13 protein-coding genes and 1 tRNA gene are annotated in these 14,539 nt (G+C 70.0%); 9 read left to right on the top strand and 5 right to left on the bottom strand.

Going from position 1 to position 14,539, the window contains the following annotated elements:
* Window positions 1–60 precede the first annotated feature (60 nt).
* From ACWD5F_RS28740 to ACWD5F_RS28725, 4 genes are all read left to right on the top strand, one after another.
* Window positions 61–1,266: a helix-turn-helix domain-containing protein gene (locus tag ACWD5F_RS28740; RefSeq protein ID WP_401726843.1), complete on the top strand. Its 1,206-nt coding sequence runs from the start codon at window positions 61–63 to the stop codon at window positions 1,264–1,266.
* A gap of 278 nt (window positions 1,267–1,544) precedes the next feature.
* Entirely contained in the window at window positions 1,545–2,147 is a 603-nt protein-coding gene (gene orn / locus ACWD5F_RS28735; RefSeq protein WP_401726845.1) for an oligoribonuclease, read from the top strand.
* An 82-nt stretch (window positions 2,148–2,229) separates the two neighbouring features.
* A tRNA-His gene (locus ACWD5F_RS28730) sits at window positions 2,230–2,305 on the top strand.
* An 83-nt stretch (window positions 2,306–2,388) separates the two neighbouring features.
* Window positions 2,389–2,886 carry a GNAT family N-acetyltransferase gene (locus tag ACWD5F_RS28725; protein WP_451258597.1) on the top strand — a complete coding sequence of 166 codons (498 nt, stop codon included), beginning with the start codon at window positions 2,389–2,391 and terminating at the stop codon, window positions 2,884–2,886.
* Window positions 2,887–2,909: 23 nt separating this feature from the next.
* On the opposite strand, the gene ACWD5F_RS28720 is transcribed toward ACWD5F_RS28725, so the two are convergent.
* Both ACWD5F_RS28720 and ACWD5F_RS28715 read right to left on the bottom strand, forming a co-directional pair.
* A complete protein-coding gene (locus tag ACWD5F_RS28720) occupies window positions 2,910–3,365 on the bottom strand; it encodes a DUF6228 family protein (RefSeq protein WP_451258595.1) in 456 nt (151 codons plus the stop codon).
* 45 nt (window positions 3,366–3,410) lie between these two features.
* Window positions 3,411–4,454 carry a LacI family DNA-binding transcriptional regulator gene (locus tag ACWD5F_RS28715; RefSeq protein WP_451258593.1) on the bottom strand — a complete coding sequence of 348 codons (1,044 nt, stop codon included), beginning with the start codon at window positions 4,452–4,454 and terminating at the stop codon, window positions 3,411–3,413.
* 404 nt (window positions 4,455–4,858) lie between these two features.
* Here ACWD5F_RS28715 and ACWD5F_RS28710 point away from each other — a divergent pair, with 404 nt between their 5' ends.
* From ACWD5F_RS28710 to ACWD5F_RS28695, 4 genes are all read left to right on the top strand, one after another.
* Window positions 4,859–6,193 carry an ABC transporter substrate-binding protein gene (locus ACWD5F_RS28710; protein WP_451258591.1) on the top strand — a complete coding sequence of 445 codons (1,335 nt, stop codon included), beginning with the start codon at window positions 4,859–4,861 and terminating at the stop codon, window positions 6,191–6,193.
* A 5-nt stretch (window positions 6,194–6,198) separates the two neighbouring features.
* On the top strand, window positions 6,199–7,227 hold the full coding sequence (locus ACWD5F_RS28705; RefSeq protein ID WP_451258920.1) for a carbohydrate ABC transporter permease: 1,029 nt from the start codon (window positions 6,199–6,201) through the stop codon (window positions 7,225–7,227).
* Window positions 7,228–7,239: 12 nt separating this feature from the next.
* Entirely contained in the window at window positions 7,240–8,145 is a 906-nt protein-coding gene (locus tag ACWD5F_RS28700; protein ID WP_451258589.1) for a carbohydrate ABC transporter permease, read from the top strand.
* 144 nt (window positions 8,146–8,289) lie between these two features.
* Window positions 8,290–9,726, top strand: coding sequence for a GH1 family beta-glucosidase (locus ACWD5F_RS28695; RefSeq protein ID WP_451258587.1), 1,437 nt, complete (start codon window positions 8,290–8,292; stop codon window positions 9,724–9,726).
* A 511-nt stretch (window positions 9,727–10,237) separates the two neighbouring features.
* Here the strand turns inward: ACWD5F_RS28695 and ACWD5F_RS28690 are convergent.
* The 3 genes from ACWD5F_RS28690 to ACWD5F_RS28680 form a co-directional block, all read right to left on the bottom strand.
* Entirely contained in the window at window positions 10,238–11,710 is a 1,473-nt protein-coding gene (locus ACWD5F_RS28690) for a glycoside hydrolase family 18 protein (protein WP_451258585.1), read from the bottom strand.
* A gap of 105 nt (window positions 11,711–11,815) precedes the next feature.
* Window positions 11,816–13,219, bottom strand: coding sequence for a sensor histidine kinase (locus ACWD5F_RS28685; protein WP_451258583.1), 1,404 nt, complete (start codon window positions 13,217–13,219; stop codon window positions 11,816–11,818).
* Window positions 13,216–13,923, bottom strand: coding sequence for a response regulator transcription factor (locus tag ACWD5F_RS28680; protein ID WP_401726859.1), 708 nt, complete (start codon window positions 13,921–13,923; stop codon window positions 13,216–13,218). Before ACWD5F_RS28680 ends, ACWD5F_RS28685 begins: the two co-directional genes overlap by 4 nt.
* Window positions 13,924–14,020: 97 nt before the next feature.
* Between ACWD5F_RS28680 and ACWD5F_RS28675 the strand changes: the two genes are divergently transcribed.
* Entirely contained in the window at window positions 14,021–14,536 is a 516-nt protein-coding gene (locus tag ACWD5F_RS28675) for a hypothetical protein (protein ID WP_401726861.1), read from the top strand.
* Window positions 14,537–14,539 lie beyond the last annotated feature (3 nt).

Genomic DNA, 14,539 nt, shown 5'->3' with positions numbered 1-14,539 from the left:
GGGAAACGTGCAGGAGCGACACAACCGAGGAGCCGCGACCACCGAGGGGGGCTTAGCAGTATGAGCCACGACTCCGCTGCCGCGCCGGAAGCCGCGGCCCGGAAGCTTTCCGGGCGACGCCGCAAGGAGATCGTCGCGGTGCTGCTGTTCAGCGGCGGCCCCATCTTCGAGAGTTCCATACCGCTGTCGGTGTTCGGGATCGACCGCCAGGACGCCGGCGTGCCGCGCTACCGATTGCTGGTGTGCGGCGGCGAAGAAGGCCCACTGCGGACCACAGGGGGCCTGGAACTCACCGCGCCACATGGCCTGGAAGCGATCTCACGCGCCGGCACGGTCGTCGTACCGGCCTGGCGTTCGATCACTTCACCACCGCCGGAGGACGCGCTCGACGCACTGCGTCGGGCCCATGAGGAAGGCGCCCGCATCGTCGGACTGTGCACCGGCGCCTTCGTCCTCGCCGCGGCGGGCCTGCTGGACGGCCGTCCCGCGACCACACACTGGATGTACGCACCGACGCTGGCCAAGCGTTATCCGTCGGTGCACGTGGATCCGAGAGAACTGTTCGTGGACGACGGAGACGTGCTGACGTCCGCCGGTACGGCCGCGGGCATCGACCTCTGTCTCCACATCGTGCGGACCGACCACGGCAACGAGGCGGCCGGTGCGCTGGCCCGTCGTCTGGTCGTCCCGCCGCGCCGGACGGGAGGTCAGGAGCGATACCTGGACCGCTCTTTACCAGAGGAGATCGGTGCCGACCCGCTGGCCGAGGTCGTCGCCTGGGCGCTGGAGCACCTTCACGAGCAGTTCGACGTGGAGACGCTGGCGGCACGCGCGTACATGAGCCGTCGTACGTTCGACCGCCGCTTCCGCTCCCTCACGGGCAGTGCCCCGCTGCAATGGCTGATCACGCAGCGGGTCCTACAGGCACAGCGTCTGCTGGAGACGTCGGACTACTCGGTGGACGAGGTGGCGGGCCGCTGCGGCTTCCGCTCCCCCGTCGCCCTGCGCGGGCACTTCCGCCGCCAGCTCGGTTCGTCGCCGGCGGCGTACCGTGCCGCGTACCGAGCCCGTCGCCCGCAGAGCGAGCGCCCGACCGATCCCGAAGGCACGTCGGGCCCCACCGGCCCGTCCATCCCTTCGGGCCCGCTGACCGCGCTCCCGCCCGAGGGCCCGGTCCCGATGCAGACCCGCCGCACGGCGGCCAGCGCGATCGGCACGGCGTCGTCACTGTCGGCAAGCGTGCCGGGCCCACGCACGGGTAGCTGACGTCGCACCTCGAACGCCGGACAGGCTGTCTCACACAGCCGGTCCGGCGTTCGAGGTCGTTTCCACGGCCGTGGAGGCACGGGACCTTGCCGAGGAGGCGCGGGCCCTTACCGAGGAGGTCGGCACTTCTCAGCGCCGGTCCAGGCAATCTCAGCCCGTCCGGCGTTTGAGGACGAGGCCGTCCAGGCCGAAAGCGGGGGTCTGGGGGGCGCGGCCCCCAGTGACGTCCACGACAACGCGGGGCACCTAAAAGCCGACGTCACCTTTAGGGTGGTCGCATGAACGATCGCATGGTGTGGATCGACTGCGAGATGACCGGCCTCTCGCTGTCCGACGACGCGCTCATCGAGGTGGCCGCCCTGGTCACCGACTCCGAGCTGAACGTGCTCGGCGAGGGCGTGGACATCGTCATCCGTCCGCCGGCCGAGGCCCTCGAGACGATGCCGGACGTGGTGCGCCAGATGCACACCTCCTCCGGACTGCTCGACGAACTCGACGGCGGTACGACGCTGGCCGACGCCGAGGAGCAGGTGCTCGCCTACATCCGGGAACACGTCAAGGAGCCCGGCAAGGCCCCGCTGTGCGGCAACTCGGTCGGCACCGACCGCGGTTTCCTGCTGCGTGACATGCCGACGCTGGAGGAGTACCTCCACTACCGCATCGTCGACGTGTCCAGCGTCAAGGAGCTGGCCCGACGCTGGTACCCGCGGGCGTACTTCAACAGCCCGGAGAAGAACGGCAACCACCGCGCCCTCGCCGACATCCGCGAGTCCATCGCTGAGCTGCGCTACTACCGCGAGGCGATCTTCGTACCGCAGCCGGGCCCCGACTCGGACACGGCCCGGACCATCGCCGCGAAGCACGTGCTGCCCGCACGGTAAAAGCCGTGCGCGAGCACCCCTTCGGACCCTGTACACTTTTTCTCGGCCGGTCGGAAAATCACTGATTGAACGACCGGGCGTGGTGGGTGTAGCTCAGCTGGTAGAGCACCTGGTTGTGGTCCAGGAAGTCGCGGGTTCAAGTCCCGTCACTCACCCCAGGCAATCGGCCGGTGGCTCCGTTGATTCGGGACCACCGGCCGCTTCGTTTTCCAGCGGACATCAAAGTGGACATCTACCGGCCATGAACCCCACCACGATCCACACCCCCCACCTAGACCTCCTCCCCCTCCGCGTCGACCACGCCCCCGAGATGGCCGAAGTCCTCTCCGACCCGGCCCTGCACACCTACATCGGCGGCACCCCCTCCTCCCCCACCGCCCTGCGCGCCCGCTACGAACGCCTGGTCACCGGCTCCCCCGACCCGTCCGTGACCTGGCTCAACTGGGTCCTGCGCCACCGCACCGACACCCACCTCCTCGGCACGGTCCAGGCCACGGTCACCGGCGAGACGGCAGAGATCGCCTGGATCACCGGCACCCCCTGGCAGGGCAAGGGCTACGCCTCGGAGGCGGTACGCGCCTTGATCACCTGGCTCACCGAACAGCACGTCCGTACGGCCATCGCCCACATCCACCCCGCCCACCTGGCGTCGGAGGCAGTGGCCCGAGCGGCGGGCCTGCAACCGACGGCCGAGGAACAGGACGGGGAGCGGCGCTGGCGGTTGGTGCTGACCGGCTGAAGTCATCTGGTGGATCCCGGATGTCACCGTCGTTCCTCGGCGAGAAAATACCGGATGTCGGCTGCCAGGGAAGCCAGTTGCTCGCCGGCCTCCAGCCAAGTGGTGACCGATGAACTCCAGCCGCCGGCGGCCTTCGGCCAGGGCCGCAGGGTCCAGGTCAGCCCGACGTACCCGCCGGACCGGAAGACGGCTGACACCGCCAGGTCCTGGTCGTCGGTCTGCCAGCTCCGTGCGCCGTCCCAACCCCGGTAGTCGGCGGCCAACCCCTCCAGGAACCGCGCGAGATCGTCGGCCCGGATCCAGGCGACGACCTCGTCGACGCGAGCGGTCAGACCCGGGGCATGCAGCTCTGCGGCATAGTGCACCGCGTCCGCGTCCAAGCCGATCCGGTCGCGGAACGTCACGCCGACGGACGCGTTGTCCTGGCAGCGGATGGTCACGCCGGCTCTGTCGTCGGTGTCGTCGTCCGAGGAGGTCACGAGCGGAAGGCTAGGCCGACACCGCGCAGGCCGTCATCAAGGCGATCAGGACGACGCCCGCGTCACCAACTCCGTTGCCAGTACCACCTGTCGGCGTTCCAGGCCCCGTGAAACCGCCGGACGGCGGTCCGCGATCTCTTCGAGGAGGAGGTCGATCATGCGGCGGCCCATTTCCTCGATGGGCTGGCGGACGCTGGTGAGGGGTGGGTCCATGTGGCGGGCTATGGCCGAGTCGTCGTAGCCGACGAGGGCCACGTCGTCGGGGATGCGGCGGCCCTCCTCGCGCAGCACCTGGCGGGCGCCGGCCGCCATGACGTCCGAGCCGGCGAAGACCGCGTCCAGGTCGGGGCGGCGGGCGAGCAGGGTCGTCATCGCTCTGCGGCCGCCCTCCTCGGTGAAGTCCCCCGGCTCGATGAGCTGTTCGTCCGCCGGGTGGCCCGCGTCGCGCAGGGCGTCGCGGTAGCCGTCGACGCGGCGCTGGGCGCCGTACACGTCCAGGCGGCCCGTGATGTGGGCGATCGTGCGGTGGCCGCCGGAGAGCAGGTGTTCCACGGCCGAGCGGCCGCCGCCGTAGTTGTCCGAGTCCACGGAGGTGAGGGTCTCCGCGGCCGAGCGGGGGCCGCTGATCACCGCCGGGATCTCCAACTGGGAGAGGAGGTCGGGGAGCGGGTCGTCCGCGTGGACCGAGACCAGCAGGACGCCGTCCACCCGGTGCGCGGCCAAGTACTGGGCCAGGCGCCGCCGTTCACGGTCGCTGCCCGCGAAGATCAGCAGCAACTGCATCTCGGTGTCCGAGAGTTCCGCGCCGACGCCCTTCAGCATGTCCGAGAAGTACGGCTCCGCGAAGAACCGCGTCTCCGGCTCGGGGACGACCAGCGCGATCGCGTCCGTGCGGTTGGCGGCGAGTGCCCGGGCCGCGGTGTTCGGGACATAGCCGAGCTCGGCGACCGCGGCCTCGACCGCCGCGCGGGTCGCGTCGCTGACCCGCGGCGAGCCGTTGATCACCCGGGAGACCGTGCCACGACCGACACCGGCACGCGCGGCGACCTCTTCGAGGGTGGGCCTGCCACCACTCCGGCTCCGCGACATGGCTCCGCCTTTCCGCCGTTGAACCCTGCCTTGGCCTGGAATCTAACAGTCCCGCCCAACCAGTGGACGCCCCTGGGTGCTGCCGCTCCCAGACCCCCGCTCCGGCCCTGAAGGGGCCTTGTCCTCGAACGCCGGACGGGCTGAGAGTGGGCGGCAGCGAAAGAAGCTGCGGATTTATCGCCTCCACTTAACAGCCCGATAACTGAACGCATCTCGCCACGCTCACTCCCTTGACACCCCCGCCCGGACCCGCCAACCTTCAACACATCACTGGTGGGAGCGCTCCCACAGTACCTGACACATACACATCCCGCACGTTCCCCGCCCGAGCCGCAGCGTGAACTAACGGGCCCAACAATGCAGTTGGCCGGGGGGTCGGCACGTCAGGGCAACAGGAGGACGCAATGCGCGCACGGACCCGAACCGGTACCGTCCACAGGGCGGTGGCCTTGGCGGTGGTCGCAACGCTGGGCGCCGGGCTGCTGGCCGGGTGTGCCGACGACGGTGGTGACAAGTCCGGGTCGTCGGACGACAGCGGCGGCGGCAAGGGCAAGACCACGGTCAGTCTCGGACTCTTCGGCACGTTCGGCTTCAAGGAAGCCGGCCTGTACGCCGAGTACGAGAAGCTCCACCCCGACATCAAGATCACCGAGAACGTCACCGAGCGGAACGAGAACTACTACCCCGCTCTGCTCAACCACCTCACCACCGGCAGCGGCCTTCAGGACATCCAGGCCGTCGAAGTCGGCAACATCGCCGAGATCGTGAACACCCAGGCCGCCAAGCTGGAGGACCTCTCCAAGGTCTCGGGTGTGAACAAGAGCGACTTCCTGGACTGGAAGTGGGCGCAGGCCACGACCAAGGACAGCCAGACCATCGGTCTTGGCACGGACGTCGGGCCGATGGCCATCTGCTACCGGAAGGACCTGTTCAAGGCCGCCGGACTGCCCACCGACCGCGACGCGGTCGGCAAGCTGTGGGCCGGCAGCTGGGACAAGTTCGTCACGGTCGGCCAGGACTACAAGAAGAAGGCGCCCAAGGGCACCACCTTCATGGACTCCCCCGGCGGTCTGCTGAACGCGGTGCTCAGCAGCGAGAAGGAGAAGTTCTACGACTCCTCCGGCAAGGTCATCTACAAGACCAACCCGGCCGTGCGCGCCGCCTTCGACCTCACCGCGAAGGCCGCCCAGGAGGGCCTGGTCGGTGCGCAGACGCAGTTCCAGCCGGCCTGGGACACGACCATCGCCAACGTGAAGTTCGCCGCGATGGCCTGCCCGCCGTGGATGCTCGGCTACATCAAGGGCAAGTCGAAGCCGGCCGCCAAGGGCCAGTGGGACGTCGCCGTGGCGCCCAAGTCCGGTAACTGGGGCGGTTCGTTCCTGACCGTGCCCAAGGGCGGCAAGCACGTGAAGGAGGCCGAGGCGCTGGCCGCCTGGCTGACCGCGCCCGAGCAGCAGGCGAAGCTGTTCGCCGTACAGGGCAGCTTCCCGAGCGCGCAGGCCGCGTACACCTCCTCGGAGGTCACCGGCGCGAAGAACGACATGACCGGTGACGCACCGATCGGCACGATCTTCGCCGAGGCCGCCAAGGCCAGCCCGGTGCAGGTGATCGGTCCGAAGGACCAGATCATCCAGCAGGGTCTGACCGACAACGGCGTGATCCTGGTGACCAAGGGCAAGTCGCCCGAGGAGGCCTGGAACACGGCCACCAAGACCATCGACAACAACCTGGAGCAGTGACCGGTATGTCAACCCGGCACGACACCGCCGCGCCCCCCGAGAAGGAGGGGGGCGCGGCCCCGGGCCGCTCGCCCGAGAACGGCGGGAGCGCGGCCGTCGAGGCGGACGCGCGGCGCCGCGCCCGGCTGTCGCGTCGCTGGCAGCGGGACGTGCGCTGGAGTCCGTACGCGTTCGTCTCGCCGTTCTTCCTGCTGTTCGTGGCGTTCGGTCTGTTCCCGCTGATCTACACCGCGTGGGCCTCGCTGCACACGGTGGAGCTGACCGCGCCGACGGACATGCACTGGGCGGGGCTGCGCAACTACACGCGCATCTTCGACGACGACTTCTTCTGGAACGCGGCGAAGAACACCCTGACGATCGGGATCATCTCGACCGTTCCGCAGCTGTTCATGGCGATGGGGCTCGCCCACATCCTCAACTACAAGCTGCGTGCCTCGACCTTCTACCGAGTCGTGATGCTGGCGCCGTACGCGACCTCGATCGCCGCGGCCTCGCTGGTGTTCGCGCTGCTCTTCGGCCGCGACTACGGCATGATCAACTGGGTGCTGCACCAGGTCGGGATCGGCGCGATCGACTGGCAGGGGAGCAAGTGGCCCTCGCAGATAGCCGTTTCGTCGATCATCATCTGGCGGTGGACCGGCTACAACGCGCTGATCTATCTGGCCGCGATGCAGGCGATCCCGCAGGATCTGTACGAGTCGGCGGCGCTGGACGGCGCCAACCGGTGGCAGCAGTTCTTCCACGTCACGCTGCCCTCGCTGCGGCCGACGATCCTGTTCACCGTCGTCGTCTCGACGATCGGCGCGAGTCAGGTCTTCGGTGAGCCGCTGCTGTTCGACGCGAACAAGGGCGCGTCCGGTGGTGCGGAGCACCAGTTCCAGACGCTGGGTCTGTACCTGTACGAGCAGGGCTGGGTGAACCAGCACCTGGGCCGGGCCTCGGCGATCGCCTGGACGATGTTCCTGATTCTCATCGTGGTCGGGATCGTCAACTACGTCATCTCGCGCCGGCTGCGCGCCAGTTCCAGTTCCTAAGGAGACCCGGCCGTGACGACGACCCTGACGAAACCCGCGGACGCCGCTCCCGAGGAACCTCGGCGCGTCCGCCGACCCAAGGCCGCGCGGGCGGGTGGCACACTGCACGCCGGCCCGATCGCGTACGTCGTGCTGATCCTGTTCACGCTCGGCTCGCTGTTCCCACTGGTGTGGACGGCGATCGCCGCGTCCCGTGACAACAACCGGCTGGCGCAGACGCCGCCGCCGTTCTGGTTCGGCTCGAACCTCATGCACAACCTCGACATCGCCTGGAACGACGCCAACCTGGGCAAGGCGTTCGTCAACACCACGATCGTGGCGGGCACTTGTGCCGTGACCATCGTGGTCCTGTCGACGATCGCCGGGTTCGCCTTCGCCAAGCTGCGGTTCAGAGGGCGGCAGGCGATGATGCTGATCGTGATCGGCACGATGGTGGTGCCGCCCCAACTCAGCATCATCCCGCTGTACATGCTGGTCGCGAAGCTGGACTGGTCCGACCAGCTCCAGGCGGTGATCCTGCCCGGTCTGGTCAGCGCGTTCGGTGTGTTCTTCATGCGGCAGTACCTGATCCAGGCGCTGCCGGACGAGTTGATCGAGGCGGCCCGGGTGGACGGCGCGAGCAGCTGGCGGGTGATCTGGCACATCGTGTTCCCGGCGGCACGCCCCGCGATGGCCGTGCTGGGCATGCTGATGTTCGTGCAGACGTGGAACGACTTCCTGTGGCCCTTCCTGGTGCTCAGCCAGAACGGCAACCCGACCGTGCAGGTGGCGGTCGCGGGTCTGGGCCGCGGCTACACGCCGGACCAGTCGCTGATCATGGCGGGCGCGCTGCTGGGCACGCTGCCGCTGCTGGTCGTCTTCGCGATCTTCGGCAAGCAGATCGTGGGCGGCATCATGCAGGGCGCGGTCAAGGGCTGACCCGCTCGTCCGCCCGTCCCGTCGAGGGCAGGGGCCGGGTCAGCGTCGACTCGGCCCCGTCCCTCTCCGCGTACACCCCTCTTCTCCTGCTTTCTCCTCCTTCTTTACACGTCGGTCTCCACGACCTCCTATGGGAGCGCTTCCATGTCTGAGCCCGCAACGCCGGCGACCCCGGTGACCTTTCCTCCCGCCTTCCTCTGGGGCGCGGCGACCTCCGCGTACCAGATCGAGGGTGCGGTGCGGGAGGACGGCCGTACGCCTTCGATCTGGGACACCTTCAGCCATACGCCGGGCCGGACGGCCGGCGGCGAGCACGGTGACATCGCTGTCGACCACTACCACCGCTACCGCGACGACGTGGCGCTGATGGCCGACCTGGGCCTGACGGCGTACCGCTTCTCGATCTCCTGGTCGCGGGTGCAGCCGACGGGCCGGGGTCCGGCGGTCCAGGTGGGCCTGGACTTCTACCGCCGGCTGGTCGACGAACTGCTGGCACACGGCATCAAGCCCGCCGTCACCCTCTACCACTGGGATCTGCCGCAGGAGTTGGAGGACGCGGGCGGCTGGCCGGAGCGCGACACGGCGTTCCGGTTCGCCGAGTACGCGCAGATCGTGGGCGAGGCGCTGGGCGACCGGGTGGAGCAGTGGATCACCCTCAACGAGCCCTGGTGCAGCGCCTTTCTGGGCTACGCCTCGGGCGTGCACGCGCCGGGCCGCACGGACCCGGAGGCCTCGCTGCGGGCCGCGCACCACCTCAACCTGGCGCACGGCCTCGGCACCACGGCCCTGCGCTCCTCGATGCCGTCCCGCAACTCGGTGGCGCTGAGCCTCAACTCCTCGGTGGTCAGGCCGGTTTCGCAGGACCCCGCGGATCTGGCGGCGGCCCAGAAGATCGACGACCTGGCCAACGGCGTCTTCCACGGCCCGATCCTGCACGGCGCGTACCCGCGGACACTGCTGGCGGCGACCTCGTCGGTGACCGACTGGTCGTACGTCCTTGACGGCGATCTGCGGGCGATCCACCAGCCGTTGGACGCGCTGGGCCTCAACTACTACACGCCCACGCTGGTTTCGGCGGCCGAGTCGGCCGGTCCCGGTCCGCGCGCCGACGGCCACGGCGCGAGCGCGCACTCGCCCTGGCCGGGCGCGGACGACGTCACGTTCCACCAAACCCCGGGCGAGCGCACGGAGATGGGCTGGACGATCGACCCGACGGGCCTGCACGAGCTGATCATGCGCTACTCCCGCGAGGCCCCGGGCCTGCCGCTCTACATCACCGAGAACGGCGCGGCCTACGACGACAAGCCCGACCCGGACGGCCGCGTCCACGACCCGGAGCGCATCGCGTATCTGCACGGACACCTCGCGGCGGTCCGGCGCGCGATCGCGGACGGCGCGGACGTCCGGGGCTACTACCTGTGGTCGCTCCTGGACAACTTCGAGTGGGCGTACGGCTATGAGAAGCGGTTCGGGGCGGTGTACGTGGACTACGCGACGCTGGCCCGGACACCGAAGTCGAGCGCGCTCTGGTACGGGCGGGCGGCTCGGTCGGGGGCGTTGCCGCCTGCCACGGACGTCTGAGCGTCTCGTCGGAGGTGGCGCGGTGCTCCGTCGTTGTCCGCGGCGCCGTTGTGGCTGGTCGCGCAGTTCCCCGCGCCCCTGGGACGTTGGCGGGCCCTTGGCCGAATCGGGCCGGCCTGCTCGGCGGGGAGCCGGGGTGCGGGCCGTCGTGGGGGCGGGCCGCACCCCGGCGTCAGCAGGTGGCGGGGACGAGTGTCTCGGGGGCGTCGCCGAACGCGGTGCCGGTGACCCAGCCCGTGCCGCCGTCGGCGAGGCTCAGCTGGATGGATCACATAACCGGCCTCGGCCAGCCCCAGCTTTTGGTCGACGTACCGGATGACGGCGGTGAGATATCCCTTCGGACTCACCGCGAACTGGTGTTCCACACCGGCGTTCACGCTGAACGTACCGATCGGTGTCACAAAGGAACGCCCCACGGAGGAACAGAGGCACGCGTGCAGAGGAAAATGAGGCGGGGCCCGGCGAATTCGATCCGCCGGGCCCGTCATTCACGTATCAATAAAACGCGCGACTAGTTGTACGTGCCGAACGCCTTCGAGAACGCGAACTTGTCCTGGAGGATCGAGCTGCAGGTGGCGTCGGCGGTGGGCTTGGTGCCGCCGGTGCACTGCTGGTCGCGGCCGGCCGACCACATCGAGAGCCAGCCGAGGCCCTTGGACTTGGCGAAGTTCACCAGTTGGGTGGCGTCGTCGACCTTGAAGATCTCGGCGGCCACGTCGTTCACGCCGAGCATCGGGGTGACGGCGACGGTCTTCCAGGCGGCGGCGTCCGAGAGGCCGAGCACGCTCTTGACCTGGGCCTGGGTGGCGGTGGCCGCCTGTTCGGCGTAGGTGCCCATGTCGCCGCTGTAGGCGGGGCCGTAGTCCATGGCCATGATGTTGACCGTGTTGATCTTCACGCCGTTGGACTTGGCGTTGGACAGGAGGTTCACGCCGTCCTGGGTGAGGCCCTCGGGCATGACCGGGAGGGTGTACGAGACGTCCAGGCCCGGGTGCGCGGCCTGGAGCTTGGCTATCGCCTTGGCGCGGTTGGTGTTCGCCGCGGTGTTGGGCAGCGCGCCGCCCTCGACGTCGAAGTCGACCTTGGTGAGCTTGTAGGCGTCCACGACCTTGCCGTACGCCGTCGCCAGCGCGTCCGCCGAGGAGCAGGTCGTGGCCAGTTCGGAGCCGGAGGCGCCGCCGAAGGAGACGCGGACGTCGCCGCCCTTGGCGCGCAGGGCGCCGATCTGGGCGGCCACGGCGTCGGTGCCGAGGTCGCTGACGCCGCCCCACTTGGGGGTGCAGCCGCCGCCGTCGGTGATGAAGGCGAGGTTGTAGTTCTTGACGCCGGTCGCCGTCGCGCTCGCGAGGAGGTCGAAGGCCGGGTAGAGGGAGGTGTCGACGTAGGGCGCGAAACCGGCGCTCGCCGTGGTGCCGGTGCCGGTGGTCGAGGTGGGGGTCGGCGTCGGCGTGGGGGTGGCCGTCTTGGTCGGGGTGGCAGTGGGGGTGGAGGTCGGCGTCGGGGTGGGCTTCGGGGTCGTGGTCTCCGTGGGGCGGCCGGTCGGTTCGGGCGTGGCGGTGCCGTCCGCCGAACACTTGGCACCGTCGATGAGACAGGCCGTCGGGTTCGCGGTGCCGTTGACCACGAAGCCGACGGTGACGGACTCGCCGGCGGCCAGGCCGTCGGTGTCCCACTTCGGCGGTGTCACGGTGACGTGCTGCCCGCTGACGCTCGACTCGGCGTTCCACAGCGAGCTGAGCTTGCTGCCGGAGGGCAGGTCGAACTGCAGCTTCCAGGTCTTCTCGGTGCCGCCGCTGTTGTTGGTGACGACGTACTGCGCGGTGTAACCCGTCGACCAGTCACTGGTCTTGGTGTACGCGGCGCCGATGCCGGCCGCCTGGGCGGTGCCCGTGAGCAGGACCGCGCCACCGCCGACCACGGCCGCGGCGACCACTCCGCCGATCACCTTGTTTCTGCCGCTCAGCTTGCGCCGGTGCGTGGTCATCGCGTGCCTGCCTTCGTTCTGGGGGTGGGGTGCGGCAGCACGCTAGCGACCTGGAATCGGGCAAAGTGCCTGATCCGGGCGGGGGTTGCGGATCTTAGGGTGCGCTTAAGGAAGGGATCGGGGGCGGTTAAAGGTCGAGACCAATCTGCCGCGCCGACGCCGTCGTACGGACCCCCGGTGACCTCTGCGTTCCGGCTCCCGGCCGTCCACCTGGATCCAGATCCGCACCTCGGTCCCGCCCAGCACGGACGACCCGATCCGTACGTCCCCGCCGGTCGACTCCGCGAGCCTGCGCACGATGTCCAGGCCGAGGCCGGTGGAGCCGGCGTTGCCCGAGCCGCGCCCGCGGGCCATCGCGGCCACGGGGTCGATGATGCCGGGGCCCGCGTCGGAGACCAGGACGATCACCGCGTCCTCGCCGTTGTGCAGATCGACCGCGAAGGCCGTGCCCTCGACGGTGTGCCGGAAGACGTTGCCGAGCAGGGCGTCGAGCGCGGCGGCGAGGTCGGCGCGGGCCACGGGTATGCGCACCGGCCGGTCGGCGCCGGCCACCCGCCACTTGCGGCCCTCGTCCTCCGCGAGCGCCGACCAGAACACCATCCGCTCCCGGACCACCTCGGCCGCGTCGCACCCGGCGCCGGGCAGGGCCGCCGCGGTCTGCGGCTTGGCGTCCCGCGCGGTCCGGATGATGGTGTCGACCTCGCGCTCCAACTGGGCGACCGCCTCCCGGGTCTGCTCGGCGGCCGGCCCGTCGCCGAGCGAGGCCGCGTTGAGCCGCAGCACGGTCAGCGGCGTACGCAGCCGGTGGGACAGGTCGGCCGCCAACTCCCGTTCGTTCGCCAGCAGTTGGACGACCTGGTCGGCCATCGAGTTGAACGCGACGGCGGCCAGGCGCAGTTCGTTCGGCCCCTCCTCCGGCACCCGGGCCCCCAGCTTGCCCTCCCCCAGCTCGTGCGCGCCCTCGACCAGGCGCCGGGCGGGCTTCACCATCCGTACGCCCAGCCGGTCGGCGACCGCGACCGAGCCGACGATCAGCGCGACACCGACCGCGGCGAGCACCGCCCAGGCCGTGCCCACGCCGTGCCTGACCTCGGCGTCGGGCACGAACACCTCGACGACCGCGATCGCGCCGGAGCTCAGCGCGACCGGCTGGAGCAGCGTGGAGCCGCCCTCGACCTCGGTCGTGGAGGCCCGGCCGAGCTTGCGTACGGTCGCGATGGCGTCGTCGGCCGCGCGCCTGCGCCCGATGTCGACGGCCTTGCCGCCGTCGACGGCGGGTATGTGGACGGCCATTCCGGAGTCGGAGCCCGCGGAGGCGACGACCTTCTCCAGCTGGTCGCGGTCGGTGGTGATGGACAGCGCCGGGGCGACCGCGGCGGCCTCCCGCTCGGCGTTGGAGAACGCGCGGTCCCGGGCCATCTCCTTGATGACCAGACCGAGCGGGACCGCGAAGGCGACCACGACCATGGCGGTGACCGCCAGGCAGACCTTGACCAGTGCCCATCTCATCGCGGCGGCTCCGCTCCCCCGGGTGGTTCCAGCTTCACGCCGACGCCGCGCAGGGTGTGCAGATAGCGCGGTCGGGCGGCGGTCTCGCCCAGCTTGCGGCGCAGCCAGGACAGATGGACGTCGATGGTCTGGTCGTCGCCGTACGACTGCTGCCACACCTCGGCGAGCAGCTCCTTGCGGGGCACGACGACGCCGGGCCGGCCGGCCAGGAAGGCCAGCAGGTCGAACTCGCGGCGGGTGAGGTCGAGCCGTACGCCGTCCAACTCGGCCTGGCGGCGCAGCGGATCGACGGTCAGACCGCCGACGCGCAGCACGCTGGACGGCGGGGCCTCGCCGGTGCCGGCGCGGGAGCGTCGTAGGACCGCCGCCATGCGCGCGGACAGGTGCTCGACCGAGAACGGCTTGGTCAGGTAGTCGTCCGCGCCCGCGTTCAGCAGCCGGACGATCTCCGTCTCGTCGTCGCGCGCGGTGGCGATGATCACGGGTACGTCCGTGATCCCGCGCAGCATCTTCAGCGCCTCGGACCCGTCCAGGTCGGGCAGTCCGAGGTCGAGGATGACCACGTCGAAACGGAAATGGGCGACCTCGCGCAGCGCCTCCAGTGCCGTCCCGACACTGCGCACCGTGTGGGCGGCGTCGGTCAGGTGCCGGATCAGCGCCGAGCGGACGAACTGGTCGTCCTCGACCACGAGCACACTTGCCATGCGCCGCACCGTACGCCATCCGGGCGAGCCGGATCCGGGCCTGTGGATAACTTCGGACGGGCGACACCTGTGGGGCGCGTGAGGCAGTATGGCCGCGATGCTCAGAGGACTCGCACACGTACTGGCTTGGTCGCTCGCCACGGGCGCGGCGGTCACGCTGTCGTGGTGGGGTGTCCACACGGTGATGGCGGGCACGGCCTACGATCCGCCGCGCGCCCTGCCCATCACGGCGGGCCGGGCGACCACTCAGGAGTCGAAGCCGCTCGCGACGTCGTCGCCGAGCAGGTCCACTCCCCCGCCGAAGCCGACGCCGTCGAAGACGTCCGCCGCGCCGAAGCCGACCCCTTCCAAGACCCCCACCACCACTCCCTCGCCGAGCACTTCGGCCGCCGGCCAGGTCAAGAGCTACGACACCGACGGCGGCCGGGTGGTCTTCGACCTCGCCGACACGTACGCGACGCTGGTGTCGGCGACGCCGGGTCCTGGCTGGTCGATGCAGGTGTGGAAGACGGAGACGTGGATCCGGCTGGAGTTCTCCTCGGGCGCGGACCGGGTGTCGGTGTTCTGCACGTGGCACGACGGGCCGCCGCGGGTGGACGTCGAGAACTACTGACCG

The organism is Streptomyces sp. NPDC002499, from assembly GCF_053595415.1.
Note: the sequence above shows the minus strand (reverse complement) of the source record. Positions and strands in the feature narration are given on the sequence as shown.

What these genes read in the sequence shown, in the direction of transcription:
- ACWD5F_RS28675 (WP_401726861.1), top strand. Translation starts at nt 14,021, where the DNA reads ATGCTCAGAGGACTCGCACACGTACTGGCTTGGTCGCTCGCCACGGGC.
- ACWD5F_RS28710 (WP_451258591.1), top strand. Translation starts at nt 4,859, where the DNA reads ATGCGCGCACGGACCCGAACCGGTACCGTCCACAGGGCGGTGGCCTTG.
- ACWD5F_RS28695 (WP_451258587.1), top strand. Translation starts at nt 8,290, where the DNA reads ATGTCTGAGCCCGCAACGCCGGCGACCCCGGTGACCTTTCCTCCCGCC.
- ACWD5F_RS28705 (WP_451258920.1), top strand. Translation starts at nt 6,199, where the DNA reads ATGTCAACCCGGCACGACACCGCCGCGCCCCCCGAGAAGGAGGGGGGC.
- ACWD5F_RS28715 (WP_451258593.1), bottom strand. Translation starts at nt 4,454, where the DNA reads ATGTCGCGGAGCCGGAGTGGTGGCAGGCCCACCCTCGAAGAGGTCGCC.
- ACWD5F_RS28680 (WP_401726859.1), bottom strand. Translation starts at nt 13,923, where the DNA reads ATGGCAAGTGTGCTCGTGGTCGAGGACGACCAGTTCGTCCGCTCGGCG.
- orn (WP_401726845.1), top strand. Translation starts at nt 1,545, where the DNA reads ATGAACGATCGCATGGTGTGGATCGACTGCGAGATGACCGGCCTCTCG.
- ACWD5F_RS28740 (WP_401726843.1), top strand. Translation starts at nt 61, where the DNA reads ATGAGCCACGACTCCGCTGCCGCGCCGGAAGCCGCGGCCCGGAAGCTT.
- ACWD5F_RS28690 (WP_451258585.1), bottom strand. Translation starts at nt 11,710, where the DNA reads ATGACCACGCACCGGCGCAAGCTGAGCGGCAGAAACAAGGTGATCGGC.
- ACWD5F_RS28685 (WP_451258583.1), bottom strand. Translation starts at nt 13,219, where the DNA reads ATGAGATGGGCACTGGTCAAGGTCTGCCTGGCGGTCACCGCCATGGTC.
- ACWD5F_RS28725 (WP_451258597.1), top strand. Translation starts at nt 2,389, where the DNA reads ATGAACCCCACCACGATCCACACCCCCCACCTAGACCTCCTCCCCCTC.